At 38.8% G+C, this 21,294-nt stretch carries 28 protein-coding genes; 5 read left to right on the forward strand and 23 right to left on the reverse strand.

The window, feature by feature from the left end; translation table 11 throughout:
• Nucleotides 1–17: 17 nt before the first annotated feature.
• The 10 genes from rbr (MBBTH_RS02045) to MBBTH_RS02085 form a co-directional block, all read right to left on the reverse strand.
• A complete protein-coding gene (gene rbr / locus MBBTH_RS02045) occupies nt 18–563 on the reverse strand; it encodes a rubrerythrin (RefSeq protein WP_116591385.1) in 546 nt (181 codons plus the stop codon).
• Nucleotides 564–619: 56 nt separating this feature from the next.
• On the reverse strand, nt 620–952 hold the full coding sequence (locus tag MBBTH_RS02050) for a hypothetical protein (protein ID WP_133241927.1): 333 nt from the start codon (nt 950–952) through the stop codon (nt 620–622).
• Between the two features lie 43 nt (nt 953–995).
• Entirely contained in the window at nt 996–1,541 is a 546-nt protein-coding gene (rbr, locus tag MBBTH_RS02055) for a rubrerythrin (RefSeq protein ID WP_116591387.1), read from the reverse strand.
• 104 nt (nt 1,542–1,645) lie between these two features.
• Complete coding sequence (locus MBBTH_RS02060) at nt 1,646–2,476, reverse strand: DUF4013 domain-containing protein (protein ID WP_116591388.1); 831 nt, start codon at nt 2,474–2,476, stop codon at nt 1,646–1,648.
• 108 nt (nt 2,477–2,584) lie between these two features.
• On the reverse strand, nt 2,585–3,556 hold the full coding sequence (gene mch / locus MBBTH_RS02065) for a methenyltetrahydromethanopterin cyclohydrolase (protein WP_116591389.1): 972 nt from the start codon (nt 3,554–3,556) through the stop codon (nt 2,585–2,587).
• Nucleotides 3,557–3,655: 99 nt separating this feature from the next.
• Nucleotides 3,656–5,479, reverse strand: a complete 1,824-nt coding sequence (locus MBBTH_RS02070) for a BspA family leucine-rich repeat surface protein (protein WP_116591390.1) — start codon at nt 5,477–5,479, stop codon at nt 3,656–3,658.
• A gap of 85 nt (nt 5,480–5,564) precedes the next feature.
• Entirely contained in the window at nt 5,565–5,690 is a 126-nt protein-coding gene (locus tag MBBTH_RS11160) for a hypothetical protein (protein WP_279305930.1), read from the reverse strand.
• A gap of 8 nt (nt 5,691–5,698) precedes the next feature.
• Nucleotides 5,699–6,199, reverse strand: coding sequence for a nitroreductase family protein (locus tag MBBTH_RS02075; RefSeq protein WP_116591391.1), 501 nt, complete (start codon nt 6,197–6,199; stop codon nt 5,699–5,701).
• Nucleotides 6,200–7,756, reverse strand: a complete 1,557-nt coding sequence (locus tag MBBTH_RS02080; RefSeq protein WP_116591392.1) for a ClC family H(+)/Cl(-) exchange transporter — start codon at nt 7,754–7,756, stop codon at nt 6,200–6,202.
• Nucleotides 7,757–7,767: 11 nt separating this feature from the next.
• Nucleotides 7,768–8,238 carry an MGMT family protein gene (locus tag MBBTH_RS02085; protein ID WP_116591393.1) on the reverse strand — a complete coding sequence of 157 codons (471 nt, stop codon included), beginning with the start codon at nt 8,236–8,238 and terminating at the stop codon, nt 7,768–7,770.
• 179 nt (nt 8,239–8,417) lie between these two features.
• On the opposite strand from MBBTH_RS02085, the gene MBBTH_RS02090 reads away from it, so the two are divergent.
• Nucleotides 8,418–9,116, forward strand: a complete 699-nt coding sequence (locus MBBTH_RS02090) for a CPBP family glutamic-type intramembrane protease (RefSeq protein ID WP_116591394.1) — start codon at nt 8,418–8,420, stop codon at nt 9,114–9,116.
• A 2-nt stretch (nt 9,117–9,118) separates the two neighbouring features.
• Here MBBTH_RS02090 and MBBTH_RS02095 read toward each other — a convergent pair whose 3' ends face one another.
• From MBBTH_RS02095 to MBBTH_RS02120, 6 genes are all read right to left on the reverse strand, one after another.
• Nucleotides 9,119–9,655, reverse strand: a complete 537-nt coding sequence (locus tag MBBTH_RS02095; RefSeq protein WP_116591395.1) for a hypothetical protein — start codon at nt 9,653–9,655, stop codon at nt 9,119–9,121.
• Between the two features lie 58 nt (nt 9,656–9,713).
• Nucleotides 9,714–10,031: a transcription factor S gene (locus tag MBBTH_RS02100; protein WP_116591396.1), complete on the reverse strand. Its 318-nt coding sequence runs from the start codon at nt 10,029–10,031 to the stop codon at nt 9,714–9,716.
• Nucleotides 10,032–10,132: 101 nt separating this feature from the next.
• The gene (locus tag MBBTH_RS02105) at nt 10,133–11,194 is read right to left on the reverse strand and encodes an NAD(P)-dependent alcohol dehydrogenase (RefSeq protein ID WP_116591397.1); all 1,062 of its coding nucleotides are present in this window, start codon (nt 11,192–11,194) and stop codon (nt 10,133–10,135) included.
• A 176-nt stretch (nt 11,195–11,370) separates the two neighbouring features.
• Entirely contained in the window at nt 11,371–11,691 is a 321-nt protein-coding gene (locus tag MBBTH_RS02110) for a DUF2149 domain-containing protein (RefSeq protein ID WP_116591398.1), read from the reverse strand.
• Nucleotides 11,692–11,699: 8 nt separating this feature from the next.
• Nucleotides 11,700–12,344 (reverse strand): MotA/TolQ/ExbB proton channel family protein, encoded by a 645-nt coding sequence (locus MBBTH_RS02115; RefSeq protein WP_116591399.1) that lies wholly within the window; start codon nt 12,342–12,344, stop codon nt 11,700–11,702.
• 12 nt (nt 12,345–12,356) lie between these two features.
• Nucleotides 12,357–13,067, reverse strand: coding sequence for a DUF2162 domain-containing protein (locus MBBTH_RS02120; RefSeq protein WP_116591400.1), 711 nt, complete (start codon nt 13,065–13,067; stop codon nt 12,357–12,359).
• Between the two features lie 211 nt (nt 13,068–13,278).
• Between MBBTH_RS02120 and MBBTH_RS02125 the strand changes: the two genes are divergently transcribed.
• Nucleotides 13,279–14,580 carry a phenylacetate--CoA ligase family protein gene (locus tag MBBTH_RS02125; protein ID WP_116591401.1) on the forward strand — a complete coding sequence of 434 codons (1,302 nt, stop codon included), beginning with the start codon at nt 13,279–13,281 and terminating at the stop codon, nt 14,578–14,580.
• Nucleotides 14,581–14,589: 9 nt separating this feature from the next.
• Nucleotides 14,590–15,021, forward strand: coding sequence for an acetolactate synthase (locus tag MBBTH_RS02130; protein WP_116591402.1), 432 nt, complete (start codon nt 14,590–14,592; stop codon nt 15,019–15,021).
• A 53-nt stretch (nt 15,022–15,074) separates the two neighbouring features.
• Here MBBTH_RS02130 and MBBTH_RS02135 read toward each other — a convergent pair whose 3' ends face one another.
• Entirely contained in the window at nt 15,075–15,254 is a 180-nt protein-coding gene (locus MBBTH_RS02135; protein ID WP_116591403.1) for a MarR family transcriptional regulator, read from the reverse strand.
• A 221-nt stretch (nt 15,255–15,475) separates the two neighbouring features.
• Between MBBTH_RS02135 and MBBTH_RS02140 the strand changes: the two genes are divergently transcribed.
• Complete coding sequence (locus tag MBBTH_RS02140) at nt 15,476–16,219, forward strand: SDR family NAD(P)-dependent oxidoreductase (protein WP_116591404.1); 744 nt, start codon at nt 15,476–15,478, stop codon at nt 16,217–16,219.
• A gap of 118 nt (nt 16,220–16,337) precedes the next feature.
• Here MBBTH_RS02140 and MBBTH_RS02145 read toward each other — a convergent pair whose 3' ends face one another.
• The 3 genes from MBBTH_RS02145 to MBBTH_RS02155 all read right to left on the reverse strand — a co-directional run bounded on the left by MBBTH_RS02145 (nt 16,338) and on the right by MBBTH_RS02155 (nt 18,596).
• Nucleotides 16,338–17,321 (reverse strand): beta-ribofuranosylaminobenzene 5'-phosphate synthase, encoded by a 984-nt coding sequence (locus MBBTH_RS02145; protein WP_116591405.1) that lies wholly within the window; start codon nt 17,319–17,321, stop codon nt 16,338–16,340.
• 86 nt (nt 17,322–17,407) lie between these two features.
• Nucleotides 17,408–18,055, reverse strand: a complete 648-nt coding sequence (locus tag MBBTH_RS02150) for an adhesin (protein WP_116591406.1) — start codon at nt 18,053–18,055, stop codon at nt 17,408–17,410.
• Between the two features lie 40 nt (nt 18,056–18,095).
• The gene (locus MBBTH_RS02155) at nt 18,096–18,596 is read right to left on the reverse strand and encodes a ferritin (protein ID WP_116591407.1); all 501 of its coding nucleotides are present in this window, start codon (nt 18,594–18,596) and stop codon (nt 18,096–18,098) included.
• Nucleotides 18,597–18,659: 63 nt separating this feature from the next.
• Here MBBTH_RS02155 and nudC point away from each other — a divergent pair, with 63 nt between their 5' ends.
• Nucleotides 18,660–19,457: an NAD(+) diphosphatase gene (gene nudC, locus MBBTH_RS02160; protein ID WP_116591408.1), complete on the forward strand. Its 798-nt coding sequence runs from the start codon at nt 18,660–18,662 to the stop codon at nt 19,455–19,457.
• Nucleotides 19,458–19,462: 5 nt separating this feature from the next.
• On the opposite strand, the gene MBBTH_RS02165 is transcribed toward nudC, so the two are convergent.
• Genes MBBTH_RS02165 through MBBTH_RS02175 form a run of 3 tightly spaced genes read right to left on the reverse strand, consistent with a single transcriptional unit; the run spans nt 19,463 to nt 21,257 of the window.
• Complete coding sequence (locus MBBTH_RS02165) at nt 19,463–19,570, reverse strand: zinc-ribbon domain-containing protein (protein WP_116591409.1); 108 nt, start codon at nt 19,568–19,570, stop codon at nt 19,463–19,465.
• 9 nt (nt 19,571–19,579) lie between these two features.
• The gene (locus MBBTH_RS02170) at nt 19,580–20,755 is read right to left on the reverse strand and encodes a MalY/PatB family protein (protein ID WP_116591410.1); all 1,176 of its coding nucleotides are present in this window, start codon (nt 20,753–20,755) and stop codon (nt 19,580–19,582) included.
• Nucleotides 20,742–21,257 (reverse strand): nitroreductase family protein, encoded by a 516-nt coding sequence (locus MBBTH_RS02175; protein ID WP_116591411.1) that lies wholly within the window; start codon nt 21,255–21,257, stop codon nt 20,742–20,744. The genes MBBTH_RS02170 and MBBTH_RS02175 overlap by 14 nt, the downstream gene beginning before the upstream one ends.
• Nucleotides 21,258–21,294: the final 37 nt, after the last annotated feature.

Consider the following 21,294-nt stretch of genomic DNA (forward strand, 5'->3'; position numbering starts at 1 on the left):
AAAAAGAAAATAAGAGTCTAGATATAACTAGTGTCTTGTTTTCTGAAGTGTGCTTGTGGGTGATCGCATAATGGGCAAACTTCTGGAGCTTCTTTTCCATAATGGATGTATCCACAATTGTTACATTTCCATGCGATTTCTTCATCTTTCTTGAAGACTTTGTCCGCTTTGATTTTGTCGGATAAAGCGTTGTATCTGTCTTCGTGTGCTTTTTCAGTTGCACCTGCTGCGTCAAATAAAGCTGCTATGTCATCAAAGCCTTCTTCACGTGCAGTTTCAGCGAACTCTTTGTACATTACGGTCCATTCGTAGTTTTCGCCTGCTGCTGCGTCTGCGAGGTTGGTTAAGGTGTCAGGTACTTTTCCACCATTCAACAATTTGAACCAAATTTTAGCGTGTTCTTTTTCATTGTCGGATGATTCTTGGAAAATTTCCTTGATTTCAACGTAACCGTCTTTTTTAGCTTGAGAAGCGTAAAATTCGTATTTTACACGTGCTTGTGATTCACCAGCGAGTGCTGCTTTTAAGTTTTCTTCAGTTTTAGATCCTTTTAAATCTGCCATAATTTCATCTCCGTTAGATTAATATTAATAATGAATGTAATATTATTTAAATGTTTTTACCAGGTCAAGACTTCCCTTTCAACAAATATATCATCATATCGACAGTTGATTTTGCTCTTGTCTCCTTTAAAGACTGTGCAGGCAAAATCCTTCTCATTGTCAGCGATTAATTGCTTAAGCTCCTCATAGGCGTTCCATTTGATTGAATGCTTCATGAATTCGTTGACTGGAAATTCCCATCTGATATTATCTCCCTGATAATACTGGATGATTCCCTCTGCATACTTCTGAGCCTCCTCATCGAGCAGGTAATCTCCATCGATTAGACCCTTGATTGCAACGTCGGGAAACCTCGGATGCCTTATGAAAAATACTACCATCTTGTTCATAGTAATCTGGTAAAAAATAAAAAAATAAAAAAAGTAAAAGAGCTTATTTGAAGTTAGTTGCTCTTTCTTCGAAATGTGCTTTTGGAAGTCCACATACAGGACATTTTTCAGGTGCGTTAGGACCTTTGAAAACAAATCCACAGTTTTCACATTTCCATTCAATGTCTTCTTCTTTGTTGAATACTGCATCGTTTTCAACGTTTGCGAGTAAAGTTCTGTATCTTTCTTCATGTTCTTTTTCGATTGCTCCTACTTTTTCAAATAAGAATGCAATCATTGGGAAACCTTCTTCTTTAGCGGTTTCAGCAAACTCTTTGTACATTGCAGTCCATTCTTCGTTTTCACCGTCTGCTGCAGCGTTTAAGTTAGCAATAGTGTCTGGTACTTCTTCATCGTGTAATAATTTGAACCAGATTTTAGCGTGTTCTCTTTCGTTTTTGGAAGTTTCCATGAAAATATCGTGGATTTGAACGTAGCCTTCTTCTTTTGCTTTAGCTGCAAAATATTGGTATTTAGTGTGTGCTTGGGACTCACCAGCAAATGCTGCTTGTAAGTTTGCTTCAGTTTTTGTACCTTTTAAATCAGTCATGATTAACATCTCCAATAATATAATATTGTAAATTATTTATTAAATGTTTTTCTAAAAAAATCTGAAAAAATAAAAAAAAAGAATAGATTATGAAAATAATCTATTTAAGCTATGTCGGAATATAAAAGACCGTTAGCTCTGTTCATTGCAAACATCAAGAATGGTGTAACGATAATGTTCAAGATGCTTAACATAGGGATTTTACCGTAAACAAATGATAAAATTCCAGTGATTATGCTAACAATTATAGCCATTAAAATAACTGTTGCAATAACTTTTCCGATACCAATTCTTGAAAGGTCTCTGAAAGCTTCAGGTATGTTCAATGCTTCACCTAAACTGTCGGTGTTTGCTAATCTTGCATTTGCCATGTATTGGAAGAATGAGAAGATAATGAACAATACGAGAGCAATGATGAGAGTGATTGAAAGTGAACCAACTAAACTGCTCATAACATCTTTAGGAACCATTTCCAATGCTGAGCTTGCAACGACGGTTCCGTTGGTGTTTGCAGCAGCTTGATTAACATATCCCATAACATTTACAACGTTGCCAGGAACATTGGTTAAGAATGCAACGATCATAGTGATTATTGCAGGGATGATGTAGTATACGATAACTACAATGATAGCTTTGATACCTCTGACCAAATCGTTCTTAAAGTCAATGCTTGGAGCCTTATCTTCCAAGTCGATACCTGCTTTTATAATGTCAACTTCATATCCTGCTAGCACAAATGCAACTATAAGTGCAAGAATAAAGAATATTGCTGTACCTATTAAATAAACGCCGGAACTTGCTCCTAATGCACCAATTCCAACTCCTAATGCAGCAAGAACGCCCACTACAAAAGTGATTGCAATATATATTGCAAGTGCAGTCAAGTTGTTTGCTGGAAACATGAATGAATCCTTGATAATATCTAAAATTTCCATATATATCACCTATTAATTTTTTAAACACTCCAATAGTGTCCAAAAGAATATTGAACTTTATAATATTTAAAATTGATTGAAAAAAAAGAGAAAAAAAGATGAATAAATCTATTCATCTATACCGAAGGACTTTTTGAGCAAGTCTGCGTTTACAAATCCTTCCTTATACATTTTACCGGTAGTCAAATCATTGATAACTACTTCTGCAGGAGCAAACATTCCTTTGTCGATTTGATAGAAGTCAAATTCTGCTTCTTTAAATACGTCAAAGAATGGTTTACCATATCCATCAGCTGCGGAGGATGGTAATTGAGCTGCCACAGCGGCAATGTCATCATCTTCATCAGCTTCAACATAGTAGTAGGTTCTTCCACCGAAGAGTACTGCATCGTTTGTTTTACCCATAGCTTTAAGTCCATCTGGGTCAACAGGTGCGATTGGTGCGATACCTGCTGCATGTTTAACTTTGGTCACATCGAACTTGATGAATTCCAACATTTTGTAAGTTCCGTTTTCAACTACTCTACCGGAGATTTGAATAGATCCAACAAGAGAAGAAGTAGGAGCTACAAGCAAGTAAACATTTTTAACGTCAACGTCACATTCATCAGCAATGTATTGAGCAACTTCATCACCAGGTAAGACATCAGCTTCCAAGGTTAAGATAGCTAAATCAGCATCCTTGTCTTCGTAACCGATTTCCTCATAGGTTTCAGCCGGTTTTAAAGCGATTGCTCTTGCAGGTCCAGAACCTAATGCGAAGAAATCTCCAACAGATACGGACCAACCAGCTTTCTGTGAACCTAAGGTTGAAATGGAAGGTGAGTCAGTTTTGATTTTTACTGAAGGAAGTGCGAATTTTTCAGATAAATCGCCTGGAATTGAAATTCCAACATCTGCAAGTCCACCAAGGCATACTTTAGTGTATAGTTCTCCTGCTTTGAAACTTCCATCGACATTTACACCACAGTCGATAACAGTAGCACCATTATCTAAAGTTGCAACAGCGATGTTTAATTCATCTGCTTTTTCAATCATTACATCTACGGTTTTTTTAGCTTCTACGTTTACACTTACCATAGTTTTTACCTCTAAAAAAATTTAACTTAAATATTAAGTTATTAATTAAAAATATGGTTTTATTCTTATTTATATTTGCCTAAATGAATTTTGAAAAAACTAGTCATCATTCACTTCATTTTCAATCGGCTTTTGCTTGGGCATGTTAATCCTTGCAACCTTGACCAACTGTTCATCACTGCTTTGGGCTATTATTGTCTCAAAGGAGTTGACGGATTTTACGTTTGCAAGGGCGAATATCCTAATGTGCTGTGATTTGGCGTTGAGCACAATGTCAACCCATTCCTCATCTGTGCCAATGTATTCTGCGATGTGTGCGAAGTTATCCAGAATGTGAGGGAGCTGTTTTGCTATCTTCATCAGAAGCGCCTTGTTCCTAATCTTTAGAAGGGCCTTTTCCCTGTTGTAGAAGTAGGACTTGAGCTTTCCATTCTCCCTTGTGATGTCACAGTTAGGGTCATTTATGACTATGTTGGTGAGAATCTCCTCATCCATGATTCTGTCAATGGCCTTCTCCTGAATGAACCTGTTTTTGGACCTTTCGGCGATGTATGCCAGAAGTGACTGGCTGTCCGATGCCGCAACCATGAAAAGCTGTGTGTCATCATCGAATTCGTTGATGTCGTGATTCCTGAAGAATGACTCGTCCAGGTTGTTGATTATCTTTTGACGGGTTTCGGTGTCGGACTCGTTATTGTTCATGACGGCCATCTGGAACCATCCCGGATATTCGGTCAATGACTCGCACTTGTCAAAAATTGCCTTGATTGAAGTTTCCCTTGAAATCTTCCAATTCTCAAGACTGGAAACGTCGTTGAGGGAACTGCAGTTGTAAAACAGCTTATTCATTGACTTGATGTTTGAAACGTCCCATTTCTTCAATGGTGAAACGTCTGTCAAATCGCTGCAGCTGTCAAGCATTCCGGTTACTGACTGGACGTTTTCAATGTCCCATGACTTGAAATGGCTGATGTCATACAGTGAACTGCATTCCCTGAAGAGGAAATCCAGTGAAAACACGTTGGAAACATCCCATTTTTTCAACGGTGACGCATCCCTCAGGGAAGCGCAGCCTTCAAACAGGCCGCTCATACGGGTAATGTTGGAAACGTCCCATTTCTTCAGCGGCGAAATGTCCCTCAGATTGGTACAGTATGAGAATACCGCAAGCAAGGCCTTGTTCCTGTACATCTTGGAGAGATCCCATTTTGACAGGGGTGAGATGTCCTTGAGATTGACGCATCCCCTAAACAGTGCGGTTATGTTGAAAACATTTGACAATTCCCAATATTGCAGGGCTGAAATGTCCTCCAGTGAGGCGCAGAAATCAAAAAGGCAACCCATGTCCAGGACATTGCTGACATCCCAATACGCCAGGGCTGAAATGTCCTTGAGGCTAGTGCAGTATGCAAAGAGATAATACATGTCGCTTACATTGCTTACATCCCATGACTCGAGGGCAGAAAGCTCTTCAAGAGATTCGCAACCTGAAAACATCCTTGATATGCTATGAACATTGGACACGTTCCATTTCCTCAATGCTGAAATGTCGCTTAGGCTTTTGCAGTCCTTGAACATGAAACTGATGTCTTCCACATTGCTGACGTCCCATGATGAGAGTGATGAGATTTCCTCAAGGGACTCGCATCCTGAAAACATTTCCTTCATGCTTTTGACATTTCCAACTCCGAATGTCACTATGGCTCTGAGGTTCTTAAGGTCCTTGTATCTTGCCTCAAGCTGGGTTTGGCCAAAGAGGTCTTCACTTATGAATATGATATCCTCCCTATTTTCAACATCCTTCCAATTGGTGAGGTTTTTACCGTCCTGAAGAACAATGAGAAGGTTAAAGTCCCCCAATTCATAGATACTTTCAGTTGTAGTATTGAGATGTTCAAAATCATACAAGTGAATCTTAGCCATAACAAACCCCTTTTTAATAAAACAAAATCAATCTAATAATAGGTTTGTTCAATTGAATATATAATGTTTAAGTAAATCCAAATCGCTAAAGCATTTCATCAAAATCATCATAATCAATTAAATCCGGACTGTCTGACAAGTCTGAACCGCAGTTTTCACATGTCACACGTGAAAGGTCATTCAGATGTCCGCAAACGCTACAAGTAATCATATTATCACCTAATACCTATCGAGATGAACCTTAGATTCATCATATCTTAACTTAACTTCACTTTCATGGGCAGGATAGCCTACACAAATCACTGAAAATGGAATGCAGTGGTCTGGAATATTCAGGTATTCCTTCAGCCTCAACGTCCTGTCCTCAATAGGATGGAAACCCAGCCAAACCGCACCGAGCCCCTCATGTGTTGCCTGAAGCAAAATGTTTTCATTGCATGCCCCAAGGTCCTGCTCAATCATCCTATGGATTCTTGCCTCGCTGAGATTTCCAATTGTTACAATCAGATGTGACGCCTTCTCGGCGGGCTTTGCATAGTCATGCATTTGGGAAATGGCCAGCTTGTCCTCAGGCCTTGAGACAACAATGAATTCCCATGCCTGCTGATTGCATGCCGAAGGCGCCTGCATGGCGGCCTTAAGCAGACTCTCTATCTTCTCGTCACTGACCTTTTCATCCGTAAATCTTCGAACACTGCTTCTTTTAAAAATTAAACTCATCTAACCACCAAACAACTCTTCGATTTCCTCTCTTACATACGGATAATCATTGACGTCGGTCAATATTTGAATCTGATCTGAAAAATTGATTTTAAAGTCTTCAGTAGGAATAACATACTTGCCGTTTCTGATTACTGACACCACAATGGCATTCTTAGGGAATGGAATGTCCTTGATTTTGAAGTTGATGTAATTGCAATCAAGAGGAACCACATACTCACTCAGGACATGCTTAGATGTCTTTTTGACATATTCCTGATTCTTTTTGAACAGTAGCCTGTCATATAATGACTCGTAAATCGGCTCGTTTCCAAGAAGCGTAGGGACAACATATGCTATCAGTGACACGATGACCATCGCAACCAGGGACTCTGTAGAACCTGACATTTCCGCCAAAAGGACTATACCAGTGATAGGTGAGCGGACGGTAGCTGCGAAAAAGCCGGCCATGGAGATGATTATGAACCTGTAAATCAGGTCATGCTGCAATCCAAAGGCCGGAACGACTATGGTACCGAATACCGCACCTATATATGCTCCCAATACAAGTATTGGCAGGAATATGCCTCCAGGAGCTCCTGATGAGAATGAAAACATTGAAAAGAGATATTTCAATACCAGCAAGAGAACCAAAAATCCAAGGGACGGAATGGCAATGTCCAGCATGTCCATCATGAAGTGACCTCCGTCACTGATTTCAGGAATCATCAGCGCCACAATACCTGAAATGACAAACACCAAGACGAACTTGAGCCATGAAGGGATGCTGAGACGGTTCATGAAATCGCTTGACTTGATCATTCCAACATTATAGACATAACCCAAAAGACCTATGACAAGTCCTAAAATAACCAGCAGCCAATAGGATTCAAGAGGAATGTCCAAAACAGGGAAAGTGAGGATTGTGGATTGCCCAAAAATAATTTTTGAGATAAAATCCGATACGATTGCTGAAACAAAAGCGATGAAAACCAAAGTCTTGTCGAATCCGTGGTTGATTTCCTCAAAAACAAAAATCACACCTGCCAATGGCGCATTGAATGCTGCAGTGATACCCACGGCGGAACCCACAAGAATGAGCCTCAGCTCATCGGTCTTGGATCCCTTGAACATCTTGGCTATTCCCTTACCTGCCATACCACCAATCTGGACTGACGGGCCTTCAGGACCAAGGGATAAACCACCAAGAGCGGTCAGGACACCGGCGGCAATCTTTGAAAAGAGCACTTTTGCCCAATTGGCTTCCATATGACCCTTCACCTCAGCATAAACCTGGGGTATTCCGCTTCCTGCCGAGTCGACTTCCCATTTGGTTATAAGGTCGATCAAAAGCCCCATAATTATCAGGGCTATGAAAAATAGAATGATGTACAATACATTTCCATGTATTATACCCAAATAATCTCTTAAAACACCCTCTGATAGTGCAAGCAAGAGACGGTATAGGCAAACCATCAGTCCTGCAAATATACCTACCATAACTCCCTGAATGGTTAAACGGAAGATATAACGTGGATTTTCACTCACGGATTTCAGTGTTTTTTCAAGAGCTTTCATTATTTTACTATTTATAATAAATCATATAAATTATTTTCAAAATCCTTCACAAAGTATCGGATATTTTTCCTGCCTCTTGTGTAGATTTCATGGCCTTCGGCTTCAAGCATTTCCTTTTGACGCTCGATTCCACCGGGATATTTTGGATTCAGCTCGCCATCACGCTTAAGTGTCCTCCAGTATGGAATCTCATCGAAATCACGTTCATTACTTGCCTGAGCAACAAGATTGATGAATATTCCGGCAGTCATCGGACAGGTGAAGTCCGCCCCATGCTTATCAGCTAAAAAATCCCTGATCTGTGTAATGGTAATCAGCTTACCCTCAGGAATTTCAGACATTATCTCATTATATTCCAGTGGAGGTGCTATGAGCATGTCCTTTCCACCATATCGTTCAATAGACCTGTCATCTTCAACAACAACTATTTTCGGCATATCTTTAGAGTCTTGTAATTTTTCATTGAAAGTTTTGCGTGCCATAGTATCACCTATTATAGGGATAGCTATATTTAAAAATCATAGTATAAAAAGATTGGTTTTACCTTAATAGTTAAAGAATACCCTGGCCTCCACATGTCGGAGAGGTTCAATCATAGAATATTTGCATATTTCAAAAAAAGTTAATTAAGAGAACACCAAAAATATATTACAGTGATTCAATGAAAGGCTTTTTTAAATTTGAAGATGAAAATACCGATTTACCCTTTTATAACAATGAACCGAAATTATCCAAAATGGAATGGGCATTGTTAATACTGGCAGAAATACTATTTTTGATTCCGGTATTTTTATCCATAGAAATGTCCGATGAAGTATTTTCCTTGTATTTGTGTTTAATTGTCTTGCTTCCAGTAATATATGTTTCAAAAGGCAATTTGAGTTTATTTTTTAAAAAAGTGAAACGTGAAAACATAAAATTAATAATTATATGTACAGTTCTTCCTTTCATCTACTCAATGTTCATGATATTTATTTTAGAATACCTGAAGATTTCTCCTGAATCCACAATTGAACCTACGTCAACAACCCTTCTTTCGATAATAAACATGCTTGTTCAATTAATGGGCGAAGAACTCTTTAAAATAATATTATTGATTATTGCAATGTCCATCATATATCATTTTACTAAAAATCGAAAACTTTCAATCATTATCTCATCAATAATTACAATGACAATATTTGGAATTGCTCATTATCAATACGGTCCACTTATTCAAATCCTATTGATTCAAGGATTAGGATCAATATTTGATTTGTATGCTTATCTAAAAACCAAAAATGTTCTAGTCTCATATTTAGCGCATTTGCTTTATGATTTCATTCCATTTATAATGGAACTGATAGCGCTTCCTATGTGAATTCAATATAAATTAGAGTTGTCAACTATAATCTGTTTCTCTTTAATATTGTCAATGACCTGATTTTTGTATTTAATTTCAACAGCAATTAATGTGGCACCTTCATTTTTTGGAATGAATGTGATTGAATGCTTATTCAATATAATCCACTGCATATCCTTAAAATTTAATCTGGATTTTTCATCCCCTATATGCATTTCCACATACTCATCCTCAATGATCAGCTTCTTGGAGGAATCATTATTCTTAAACTTTGAAATTCTTCTGTTGATGAGGAAAATATAGACTATTCCCAAAATCAGCGCTATTGAAAATATAATGATTACATACAGATACATCGAAGTGCCTGGACTCATAAGATACAGGACTGCAAAGATTACCAGAAACACCAATGCAATTCCGGTTAAAAGAATTGCCTGTGACTTTAATCCCCTTATTTTTTGCCTTGGATTTTTCACCAGCTTTGAATAGTTGGACATCACTGCCAAAACTTCGCTGTAATAATCGTTAGATCCGATTTTGTCAATTTCAATTTCCATGATTAATACTTTCATTAAGAAATGTTATAAATTTATTCCTTTTTACGGAAATTAATTTCTAGTTTGAGCTTCTCCAGGTGTTTCCGCATTTTGCGCAACGGATAAAATTAGTCGGAGCCTCATCGGCTGAGCGTGTCTGCACTGTCCACCAGTACCCCTTGGTCCCACCGCATTTGTAGCAGGTTATTTCTTTGCTAGGAAGGAGCACACTATCCTTATCAAGAACGATTACTTTCGCATCAGGTTTTTTCTCCCCTTCCATGTGGTACTGCTCCTCAATATCGTCATCGGTGAGGCTTTTCTCATAGCCACATCCACATTTAATCATGCCTTTCTTAGGCATTAACATCTTACCACAATTAGGACAGAATTCCATATCACCAAACACCATTAAAAATTCGTAAGTAATAGTTTAGTCGAAGGTGTTTATAAATTAAACGGTTGAAAAAAAGAAAAAGAAAGTTACTGTAAAAGTAACTATTCTAAAATTACGGCAGGTTTGATCAAGTCACGTGGTTTGTCCCTCATTATGATCATTGCTTCGTAGATGTCATCGAAGTTTGTGAATCTGTGAGTGATTAGTTTACTTGAGTCAAAACGACCATATTGAACTAATTTGACAAGTTGTTCCATTCTTGCACGTCCACCAGGACATACTCCACCACGGATTGTTTTGTCGGCCAGACCTGCTCCCCATGCAAGTGCAGGCAATGGAATTTCAGCTGCGCCGTCGTAATGGTTCACATTACCTAAAATTCCTCCAACCTTAAGGACTTCAAGTGCTTCTCCAACTGTGTTTGCGTTACCACCTGCAACAACAACCTTGTCCACACCTTCACCGTCGGTCAGGTCCATGATTTGCTGTACGGTGTCTCCATCGTGATAATCGACAATGTCGGATGCTCCATATTCTTTTGCCACTTTAACGGAAACAGGTCTGCTTCCTACAGCAAGAATTCTGGATGCTCCCATGAAGTGTGCTCCGGCAACACCCATAAGGCCCACAGGTCCTATACCGAATACTGCAACGGTTTCACCAGGTTTGATTTCAGCCAGTTCAGCTCCATAGAAACCTGTTGTCATCATGTCGGATATCATTACAGCCTGGTCGACGGACACTTCATCAGGCAAGTGCGCAAGGTTACCGTCAGCTTGGTTGACATTGAAGTGTTCTGCAAATGTACCGTCCTTGAATGTGATGAAGCTCATTCCTGTACCCATTCCATAACAGTGTTGTCCGAATCCTTTTTGTCCAGGTACGGTAAGCCAGTCAGGAGTGATTGCAGGTACGATTACACGGTCTCCAGGCTTGAAGTCTTTTACATGGCTTCCGACTTCTTCAACGATACCTGTTGACTCGTGACCGAGAATACGGTTTGGTGCATCGCTCATGTATGCATTTCCCCAAACAATGTGTACGTCAGAAGTACAAGGTGCAAGTGCAATCGGTTTTACAATCGCATCGTAAGGTCCACATTCAGGTTTGTCTTTTTCAACCCAATCCATAACGTCTTGGTCTATTCTTGCTAGTCCTCTCATTGTTTTATCTCCTTAAAAAATTTATAAGCTGATTAGGTAAAATTTACATTACAATCAACTCTGATTAAAAATATATTTTTAAAATATTTAAATGTTTTCAAAGAGTTGAATATCGTTCAAAAAAAGAGTATTGTTAATCAAAAGAGAAAAATAAAAAAAAGTTCGACGTGGAAGGATTAGCCTTCCACCATTATCAGCTTACCCGTAGCGGGGTCCTTGTAAACCGTACCCATTTCGGTATATCCTTGACCGGAACTGTTTGAAGTGTCCGGAGTTTCGTTCAATTGCTGACCTTGATCCACTTCGGTCATCTTTTGCTGCATCTGCTCCTGAATGTTATGGTCCGGATCAAGCATAGCCTGCATGTTCCAGCTTATGATAACAAAAACAAGAAAACCCAGAGCAATAACAAGCATCGCATCCACAAGGTTGGAGGTACCTGCCATCGGGTCCTCTTCGACACGTTTAGATCTACGTCTACTCTGTTTTCTCACCATAAAAACCACTATCTTTTCATTCTATCAAGAACAGCATCAATCAATGCGTCCAAATCGGACAGGTATCTGTCATACCAACCTGAACGGACTTTACCAATAACATAACATAACGCACCGGAACCGATACCTACAATTGTGGTGTTGAACGCCACTGTAAGGGATGTTGCCAGAGTATTGATGTCTCCCGCACCCAATGCAGCAAGACCTGGACCCATAGGAATCAATGTACCCATCAACCCTAGTGTAGGTCCGATACGTGTAATAATATCAGTTTTCTGTAAACTGTCCATTGTTTTTTCTTCTTCAAACTCAAATAGCTTACGTGCAAGGGCTTCCCTTGACTCCACTCCCAATTCGGAAGAGGAAGCGATTTCAATCAATGCCTTCTTCTGTGATTTTGGAATCTTGGCACTTGTAATCACATTTTTCAATGATTCGACTGAATCTGCCCTGTTGATATCATAAATCAAATCCCTGATTGTTCCGACAGGAACCTTACGTCTTGAGGTATACTCAGCTATAACTCCTCCCAAAGTGATTATGGAGATAATAACAATTATAAGAAGTATAACCAATACAGGAATTGTCAGACTTTGTGAAATCACATCAAGAGAGCCTGTTAAAAATTCTCCACCTGGAATATTTAAAACCATACATTTTCACCTTTATCTTAAAATACTTTTACCGTTTCTATTTAAAACGATGCCTCCGGCAATCAGAATGGCGAAAGCCAAAATAACCATTAAGACATCTTGAGGAGAACCCATGGTAATCGGACTAGTAGTTTTTGCCAAAACCCCCGCAATGTTAGGGATAACAATTGCTGAAAGCAGGAAATATGCACCAAGCAGAAGCATGAAATTGCCCAATACAATAGGATAAGGCCTATTGATTACCCTGACAATTGTGTTTGATGCAAAGTATGTCACTATCATAACGCCGACAAGTGCCGCTGCGGCATACCAACTGAGGTCAAGTGAGCTGACCCCTATTGTCGGTGCGACAATCAGAACGCTTGCAATGATTGAACCGAAACAGCATGGACAAGGGGCAATGATAGCCAAGGAAGTAGCAGTTGATGTATTTTTATCATGGATTTTCCATTCCCTTATTGTGAATAGACCTGCAATAATCATGATTGATGCCATGATAATGTAGAATATTGTGTTATAGCTGTAGATTGCCTGAACCAACTGCTCAGAGTATAGTGAAGCAATTGCAGAAATAAGAACAACCCCACCACCATAGGCGATGCAGATTACTGCGAATAATTTTTTAGACAAATTGGCCAAACCTGATGCAAGCCCGATTTTAATTCCAAAAACCATGACTGATGCAAAAATACCAACTTGCCATAAAATACTCATCATATCCATAGTAAATTCTCCAATTCAAATTAAACTTAATAATTTACAATTACTTATTACTTCAACAAAATATATAAATTTTTTTTATTGAACGATGTGAAATTAATACATCATCAATAATAATATTATAAATGAAAGATTAAAAGCCTTTTGATTTGAAAAACTTTAAGGTAGATAAATAGAATAATATTATTATACTAAAAAATTAATGAGGCAAAACATGTTTTGGAACGAAGAAATTGAAACTATGCCAAGGCAAGACCTTGAAGAATTACAATTAAAAAAGCTTCAAAGCACTGTAAAAAGAGCATTTGAAAAAATACCTTATTACAACAAGAGATACAGTGAAGCAGAAGTTTATCCAGAAGACATAGAGACTTTAAAGGATATTGAAAAATTACCATTCATAACAAAAGATGACTTGCGCGAAAGCTATCCTTTCGGACTTTTTGCTGTAGACATCAAAGAAATTAAGGAATTACACTCATCATCCGGAACAACCGGAAAACCTGTGGTATCCGGATACACAGAAAAAGACCTTGACACATGGGCTGAAACCATAGCAAGAGGATTGACCATGATGGGAATCGGTGAGGATGACATCCTACAGAACACCCACGGATACGGAATGTTTACAGGAGGATTCGGAGTCCACTACGGTTCACACAAGGTCGGCGCCGCAATCATCCCGATTTCAACCGGACAAACCCGCAGACAAATCGAGATAATGAAGGATTTCGGGGCGACCGGATTGATCTTCACACCATCTTACGGAATACACCTTGCTGAAGTTGCCCTTGAGGATGGAATCGACCCAAAAGAATTGGGAATCAAAGCAATAGGATTCGGAGCTGAAGGATGGACCGAAGAAATCAGGCAAAGGGTGGAAGAGCTCTTCGGAACCAAGGCCTACAACATCTACGGATTGACAGAACTTATGGGTCCTGGAGTAGGTATCGAATGTGAAGCCCAAAAAGGTCTGCACATTGCAGAAGACATCTATTACCCAGAAATCATCGATCCAAACACCCAACAAGTATTGGGGGAAAACACTCCTGGAGAACTGGTCTTAACAAACTTAGAACGTGAAGGAATGCCTGTAATCAGATTCAGAACAAAAGACTTAACCAAGATTACCTATGAAAAATGTGAATGCGGAAGGACACATGCAAGAATGAGCAGAATTACCGGAAGATCCGACGACATGATTAAAGTGAAAGGAGTGGCTATTTTCCCATCACAAATTGAAAAAGCGTTGCTCAAGGTCGGCGATGCAGAGCCTCATTATATGATTATAGTTACCAGACCTGGCACTTTGGATGAAATCGAAGTAAAAGTGGAAGTCTCACAGGACATCTTCTTCGACGGCGTCAAGGAAATGATGGCAGTTCAAAATAAAATCGGAAAATCAATAGAAAACGAAACAGGAATAAGGGTTAAAGTAACATTAGTGGAACCAAAAACCCTGCCAAGATTTGAAGGAAAGGCAAAAAGGGTTATCGATGAGAGAAACCTACACTGAGGTGACAACATGAAAATCAAACAACTATCAATATTTTTACAGAACAAAATGGGAAGCCTATCAAAACCTCTGGAAGTGCTCACTTTCGCTAACGTCAACATCAGGGCAATGTGCATGGCGGACACTTCCGAATTCGGTATCTTAAGACTTGTTGTTGACGATCCAATCAAAGGAAAAGAAGCTCTTGAGGAAAACAATTACCTGGTCAAGATTACCGAAATCATTGCTGTTGAAATGAATGACACACCTGGAGGATTGACCACCGTCTTAAGAGCCATTAAAAACAATTTAATTGATTTGGAATATCTTTATGCATTCAGTCATAACAAAGAAGGCAAAGCCATATTGTTATTGCATGCAGACGATATTGACAGACTTATAGAAATTCTAACTGCTCACGGATTTACTATTGTTCCAGCAGAGGAAGTTTATAATTTATAAACTAAAAAAGAAAATGAATTCTTTTTTAGTAAATTCTATTTTTTTTATAGACACTATTCGGCCAATGTCCAATAGCATCTTTTTGGAGAAACGATTGTTTCATCCTTTTTCAGTTCTTTCATTATTTTGTCAACTTCCTTTTTCTCAACGCCGGACAGTTCACTGACTTTTTTTGCATTCAAAGGTTCTTCTGAATTTTTAAATGCCTCGATTACTTTTTCTTTGTTATCCATAATAATCACCTATTATTATTTTTGTCATGATGTTATTTATTTTTTGACAAAATATGGCCCAACCCATAATACTTTTGATGATTAATGACTTTTTGTGTTATTAACTAAAAAATATTTATAAAAAATTAAAATCAATTGGAAAATATTAAATATATTTTACATCATACATTTAATCATAAACATCATGACATCATGATTGTTTAAAAATTTAGGTGATTAAAATGGGAAAACTAGACGGAAAAGTAGCAATCGTCACCGGATCAACCTCCGGTATGGGTCGTTCTACAGCCAAATTATTCGCTGAAGAAGGTGCAAAAGTTGTTGTAACTGGAAGAAACGAAGAAAGAGCAAACGCTGTAGTGGATGACATTAAGGCAGCTGGCGGAGAAGCATTCGCAGTCATTGCTGATATGGCTAATGTTGACGACATCAAAAAAATCTTTGATGCAACCATTGAAGAATATGGAACTGTCGACATTCTTTTCAACAATGCAGGACTTTTAAGCGTAACCCCTCTTTTAGAAATTACCAAAGAGGAATGGGACAAAGTATTTGCAGTTGATGTATACGCTCCATTATACTTAACCCAATTGGTAGCTCCTGTAATGAAAGAAAAAGGAAAAGGTGTTGTAATTAACACTTGTTCAGTAGCATCCTACGCTGCACACTTTGGATTTGTAGGCTACATCTCATCCAAACACGCTATTGCAGGTCTTACCAAATCCATGGCATTCGAACTTGGTCCTGAAATAAGATGTAACGGTATTGCTCCTGGTGCTATCCACACCGCTATGGTAGATAGTATTGGTGGAGTAGAAGCATTACAAATGATGGTTGACGGAGCTCCTATGAAAAGGGTTGGTCAAGGAGAAGATATTGCTGCATTAGCATTGTTCCTTGCTTCTGACGAATCTGAATTCGTAGACGGTCAAATCATCAGATGTGACGGCGGATTTGAGTGTTAAGTTTTTAAAGTAGTTGGATTTTTATCCGCTACTCCTATTTTATTTTTTAATATTGAGTGTTTTTTAGTCTAATTATATATTAAATTAAACTTATTTTAAAAAAAAGAAATGAGAAATGTTATTTTTCAATAACATATCCATGATTTTGTGCTTTAGTGACAAAGACAGTTCCCTTATCACCAATAATCTCTTTGGTTTTCTCTACAATGAATTCATTTGACTCGTCAAACATGGTGTAGAGAACAGGACCGAATGATGAGATACCTACACCATAAGCTCCAGCTTCCTCAATAGCTTTCATGGTAGGCAAGTAACTGTCATCAAGTGAGTGTTCCAATTTGTTGAATCCCACTTTTTGAAGCTCACTGACAGCCCATCCAAAGTTTTTGATGTCTTTTTCAAGCATGAATGGTACGAGATTCATTAAAATCAAGTGAGATACCTGTTCAACTTCCTCCTTAGGGATTGGACAATAGGTCTGGAATACATCCACTTCATCATCCCCTTCCATATGCTTTTCAATGTGAGGAATTGCGATTAAGATATTCCATTCTTCAGGGAATTCATATCTTGCAATTAATGTTGCAGGTTTTGCCTGTGATGCACCGGACGGCAAGAACAGAGGTTTTTCCTCTTTGCTGTGTCCACCATCAACAATGAAACCACCTAAATCGTGGGTGTATGTACCGATACCGGAAGTTCCGCCTCTTCCAACAATGCTGCTTAATTCACGGCTTTCGATTTCAATTCCCATTGTTTCTGTTATTAAATGAGCTGTTGAAACAGCAATTTGAGTTCCACTTCCAAAACCGGAATGTGGAGGGTAAGTTTGATGTACGATAAATTTGAACCCTGCATCAATGTCAAAGTGCTCAATAGTCTTTTGAGCGGCATCAGGGATTTTTTCCTTACATTCCAAAATAGCTTCCTCGTCTGTTACAGTGTCTGCAAATTCAAGCTCGATTCCGCTATCGATTTGCTCAACTTCCAATACAAATTGTGGATCAGCTAATGCTAGACCAATTCCACCATCGACTCTTCTATATGACCCGTTCAAGTCAATAAGGGACATATGTATTCTTGAAGGTGCTCTAATAATCATTTTTTCACATCCTAAAATAATATCTTATTTATATATGTTAATATGATTTTATAAAGTTTTCTTTTATATATTAAAAAATTAAAAAATCAGAAATCCAAATTATCAACAGCATCAACTAATTTTGATGCCAATCGGCTAGTGTATTCAAATTCCTCATAGGAAAAGCATTCATAGACAAGTGTTGGAATTCCGGCTTTTGCTGTCGGTTCGGTAATGTATGGAGGGCTTGATCTGAATTCTGGAGCGTAATAGACAATCTCATCGATTCTGTCAATTATCTCTTCCATATACCTTTCGGATTTCTCATCAAAACCCGGTGCAAAAACGAAATTGGTTATTTGATAATCGCCCGGACCTTTCGGACCTCTGTTGGAATGGATGTCCATGAACAAATCATATTTCTTGTTGATTATGTCATCTCTAATAAATTCCTGAGCCAGTTTCTGTCCTTCAAGGCGCCCCTCCGTTTCTGAAGCCTTGTCATTGACGTTGATGTTATAGAGGAAATAGCAGTAGTTCAAATTGTCCTTAGCTGTCAGTTCCTCGAACAGTGCCCTATGGGATTTGCTTTCAAGAGGATGCATCCCAATTACATAGGCTATTGTGATTTTTGAGTCAGGATTTCCAAAAGGACCATGAATATGTACACTGCCTAATTCATTTTCACCAAGTAATTTTCCGTCAAATTGACTAGAATCTACCTGTGCTTCATCGGTTGGGCCTTCGGAATACATTTTATCTTTAAAAAAAAATAAGTGATGACTAGAAGTTAATCTAGTCTTCGGAAGGTGCACGTCCACCTAATTCCTTGTTAAGTTCATACATTAATCTGTTGTCGCCTTCTGCGAATTTGATTTTTGCGACTAATTCCATAGCGTTTTCTTCTTCTTCGACTTGTTCTTCAACAAACCATTGCAAGAAGTTGTTGGTTGCATGGTCTTTTTCTTCAATAGCCAAATCAACTAAGTCGTTAATGAGACCAGTTACCATTTTTTCGTGTTCAAGAACGTGATTGAATGCTGCTGCTGGAGAATCCCATTCGGTTTGAGGTCCTTCAATAGCGGTTAATGTTACGGAAGCTCCTCTTCTTATGATGTAGTCATAGAATTTCATTCCGTGTTCTAATTCTTCTTCAGCTTGGACTCTCATCCAGTTAGCGAATCCATCTAAGTCTTCATCTTCAAAGTAAGCTGCCATGGATAAGTATAAATATCCTGAGTATACTTCAGCGTTTAATTGGCCGTTTAAAGCCTTTTCCATTTTTTCAGATACCATTAAATATCACCATTATAACTTTTGTAATTAATTTCATATAAAACCTACTACAAAATAAGAATCATGATAGAAAAATCCCTTTATGAAAACTATGAAGTCAATTTTGATGAAACAAAAACACCAGACAGTGATGATTATTTATTCATTTTCAACAATGAAAGAGAATTATATTTAAATGAGGATAAGAAATTGCCTAAATCATTGGATGATTTTAAAATTGATTTTTGTTTTTATATTGGAGATTATAAGGATGCAAAAGCTTTTGTTGTTAATGTTGAAAGTGATGAATCATTTTACCCTTTGCAGGAGGTTTATGAGTTTGACCATGACCTTTACCACATTGCCGGAAAAGCCGTACTTGTAAGGGATTGGTATGTATCACACAGGTTTTGCGGACGATGTGGAACAGAGACCCAAATAGATGAAAAGGACATGATGTTAAAATGCCCTTCATGCGGACAAAACCATTATCCTCGCATCGCTCCTGCAATTATTGTGGCAATCAGAAATGGTGACGAATTGCTTATGGCAAAACACAGCTATCATGACAACATAAGGTACGCTTTAATAGCTGGATTTGTAGAGCCGGGCGAAAGCATCGAGGAAGCCGTGCATAGGGAGGTTCTTGAGGAAGTTGGAGTTAAAATCAAAAATCTGGAATATCAAAGGAGCCAATCCTGGCCGTTCCCAAATTCACTTATGCTGGCCTTTACCGCAGACTACGATTCAGGCGAAATTAAGGTTGATGGTGATGAAATCGTGAAGGCCAACTGGTTTAAAAAGGATGAGATAATAAGATACGGATCAGACATCAGCATCTCAGACTGGCTGATACAAAGCTTCATCGATTCGATTGAGTGAGAAGATCATTCCTCTTCCCAATCACCGAAATCATAGTCCGGGTCAAATCCGCAGAACTCACAGTACACTTCAAAATCCGCAATTACAGAACCGCAATTAGGACATTTTTTCATTTTAACACCTCAGATATTTTTTGATAGCCTGTTAATGTTGTTCAAGGCGATTACACCTGCCTTAAGTCTTGCCAATCCGTCCTTCAGCAATTCCGGAGGGCATGCAATGTTCATTCTCAAGAAATTATCGCCGCATTCGCCAAAGTCACTTCCTGCAGACAGGAAGAGTCCCTGATTTTGCCTTAGAAATTCAGATAAAACTTTTGATTGTGTATTTAACTCAGAACAGTCAAGCCAAAGCAGATATGTCGCATCACATTCAACCAGCCTTACCACTGGCAATTCGTTGGCCAGATAATCCTTAACCATTTGCTTGTTTTCATAGAGGACTTCCCTCAGCTCCTCAAACCAATCCTCTGAATCATTGTAAGCCGCAATCACAGCCGTTGTGGCAAACACATTGCATGAATCTGAATTGTCCACATGCATTTGAGTCTTGATTTTCTCTAAAAGCTCAGGGTTTGTACAGTGAACTATGGAGCTTTGAAATCCTGCAATGTTGAATGACTTTGAAGGGGACAGGCACCTTATGACATTGTCATTGGCTTTAAATGGATTATATTTAACTCCAGGATCTGTCAAATCGCAGTGAATCTCATCTGAAATCAGAATCACGTCATGCTTTCTGCAAAGCTCATCGATTCTGTCCAAATCCTCCCTTGACCAGATCTTTCCTACGGGATTTTGGGGATTGCAGAGAATCATCATCTTGACCCTTGACAGCTTCTCTTCCAAATCGTCAAAGTCAATCCTATACTTGCCATCTTCATAAATCAGTTCATTTTCGAGGACCTTGCGATTGTTGTCCTCAATGTAATAGAAGAAAACGTGATAGACCGGTGACTGAATCAGTATCTCGTCGCCCACATCGGTCAGGCACCTTATCATTGATGAGATTGACGGCATCACTCCCATCGCATATGCCATATCCTCACGGGACATGTTCAAACCATATCTTCTCGCCCACCAGCCAATATAAGCTTCAAACAGCTCATCCGGAACTACAGTATATCCGTATACCGGATGACTTGCCCTGTTTTGGATGGCTTCCTGAATGGCCGGAGCCACCTTGAAGTCCATATCAGCCACCCACATCGGCAGGTCATCATCGAAAAGGTCCCATTTGAGGCAATTGGTGTTGTGCCTGTCAGTCACGCTTTTGAAATCGTATTCAGTATTTTTCATAATGTATTCTTTCCTCATCGAACTTGTCCATGAACTTGTTTTCCCATCCTTCGGCAGGATATCCGATAGTGACTATGGAAAACGGAACATGTGTTTCATTGTCCAAATCAAACAGTTCAGCTACCTTAGCCATTGTTTCTTCGGTTGGTGCAACACCGTTCCAAAGGCCGCCCAATCCAAGATTTACGGCTTCAAGCAGCATGTTTTCACAGGCAGCTGACATGTCCTGTTGCCAATGTGCCTTATAGAATGCCCTGTCAATGTTTGCCACAAGCAGTATTGCAACAGGAGCTGTCTTTACCCTAGGCTTGATTTCCGCCAGTTTCATTAGAGTATCCTTGTTTTTGATAACTACAAACTCCCACGGTTCGGCTCCAAGCCTTGATCCTGGGGCCTGCATACCTGCCTTCAATATCTTAAGGATATCCTCGTCACTGACTTCCTTATCTGCGTATTGCCTAATGCTTCTTCTTGTATTAATAATTTCTTCAAAATCAGACATATTTTTAAATAATATACTCATCATATAAATAATTAGT

The organism is Methanobrevibacter thaueri, assembly GCF_003111625.1.
In the GTDB taxonomy this organism is placed as follows: Archaea; Methanobacteriota; Methanobacteria; order Methanobacteriales; family Methanobacteriaceae; genus Methanocatella; species Methanocatella thaueri.

Bases quoted from the DNA above. Each gene is read 5' to 3' on its own strand.
- rbr (WP_116591385.1), bottom strand. From the start codon at position 563: ATGGCAGATTTAAAAGGATCTAAAACTGAAGAAAACTTAAAAGCAGCA.
- MBBTH_RS02050 (WP_133241927.1), bottom strand. From the start codon at position 952: ATGAACAAGATGGTAGTATTTTTCATAAGGCATCCGAGGTTTCCCGAC.
- rbr (WP_116591387.1), bottom strand. From the start codon at position 1,541: ATGACTGATTTAAAAGGTACAAAAACTGAAGCAAACTTACAAGCAGCA.
- MBBTH_RS02060 (WP_116591388.1), bottom strand. From the start codon at position 2,476: ATGGAAATTTTAGATATTATCAAGGATTCATTCATGTTTCCAGCAAAC.
- mch (WP_116591389.1), bottom strand. From the start codon at position 3,556: ATGGTAAGTGTAAACGTAGAAGCTAAAAAAACCGTAGATGTAATGATT.
- MBBTH_RS02070 (WP_116591390.1), bottom strand. From the start codon at position 5,479: ATGGCTAAGATTCACTTGTATGATTTTGAACATCTCAATACTACAACT.
- MBBTH_RS11160 (WP_279305930.1), bottom strand. From the start codon at position 5,690: ATGATTACTTGTAGCGTTTGCGGACATCTGAATGACCTTTCACGTGTG.
- MBBTH_RS02075 (WP_116591391.1), bottom strand. From the start codon at position 6,199: ATGAGTTTAATTTTTAAAAGAAGCAGTGTTCGAAGATTTACGGATGAA.
- MBBTH_RS02080 (WP_116591392.1), bottom strand. From the start codon at position 7,756: ATGAAAGCTCTTGAAAAAACACTGAAATCCGTGAGTGAAAATCCACGT.
- MBBTH_RS02085 (WP_116591393.1), bottom strand. From the start codon at position 8,238: ATGGCACGCAAAACTTTCAATGAAAAATTACAAGACTCTAAAGATATG.
- MBBTH_RS02090 (WP_116591394.1), top strand. From the start codon at position 8,418: ATGAAAGGCTTTTTTAAATTTGAAGATGAAAATACCGATTTACCCTTT.
- MBBTH_RS02095 (WP_116591395.1), bottom strand. From the start codon at position 9,655: ATGGAAATTGAAATTGACAAAATCGGATCTAACGATTATTACAGCGAA.
- MBBTH_RS02100 (WP_116591396.1), bottom strand. From the start codon at position 10,031: ATGGAATTCTGTCCTAATTGTGGTAAGATGTTAATGCCTAAGAAAGGC.
- MBBTH_RS02105 (WP_116591397.1), bottom strand. From the start codon at position 11,194: ATGAGAGGACTAGCAAGAATAGACCAAGACGTTATGGATTGGGTTGAA.
- MBBTH_RS02110 (WP_116591398.1), bottom strand. From the start codon at position 11,691: ATGGTGAGAAAACAGAGTAGACGTAGATCTAAACGTGTCGAAGAGGAC.
- MBBTH_RS02115 (WP_116591399.1), bottom strand. From the start codon at position 12,344: ATGGTTTTAAATATTCCAGGTGGAGAATTTTTAACAGGCTCTCTTGAT.
- MBBTH_RS02120 (WP_116591400.1), bottom strand. From the start codon at position 13,067: ATGGATATGATGAGTATTTTATGGCAAGTTGGTATTTTTGCATCAGTC.
- MBBTH_RS02125 (WP_116591401.1), top strand. From the start codon at position 13,279: ATGTTTTGGAACGAAGAAATTGAAACTATGCCAAGGCAAGACCTTGAA.
- MBBTH_RS02130 (WP_116591402.1), top strand. From the start codon at position 14,590: ATGAAAATCAAACAACTATCAATATTTTTACAGAACAAAATGGGAAGC.
- MBBTH_RS02135 (WP_116591403.1), bottom strand. From the start codon at position 15,254: ATGGATAACAAAGAAAAAGTAATCGAGGCATTTAAAAATTCAGAAGAA.
- MBBTH_RS02140 (WP_116591404.1), top strand. From the start codon at position 15,476: ATGGGAAAACTAGACGGAAAAGTAGCAATCGTCACCGGATCAACCTCC.
- MBBTH_RS02145 (WP_116591405.1), bottom strand. From the start codon at position 17,321: ATGATTATTAGAGCACCTTCAAGAATACATATGTCCCTTATTGACTTG.
- MBBTH_RS02150 (WP_116591406.1), bottom strand. From the start codon at position 18,055: ATGTATTCCGAAGGCCCAACCGATGAAGCACAGGTAGATTCTAGTCAA.
- MBBTH_RS02155 (WP_116591407.1), bottom strand. From the start codon at position 18,596: ATGGTATCTGAAAAAATGGAAAAGGCTTTAAACGGCCAATTAAACGCT.
- nudC (WP_116591408.1), top strand. From the start codon at position 18,660: ATGATAGAAAAATCCCTTTATGAAAACTATGAAGTCAATTTTGATGAA.
- MBBTH_RS02165 (WP_116591409.1), bottom strand. From the start codon at position 19,570: ATGAAAAAATGTCCTAATTGCGGTTCTGTAATTGCGGATTTTGAAGTG.
- MBBTH_RS02170 (WP_116591410.1), bottom strand. From the start codon at position 20,755: ATGAAAAATACTGAATACGATTTCAAAAGCGTGACTGACAGGCACAAC.
- MBBTH_RS02175 (WP_116591411.1), bottom strand. From the start codon at position 21,257: ATGTCTGATTTTGAAGAAATTATTAATACAAGAAGAAGCATTAGGCAA.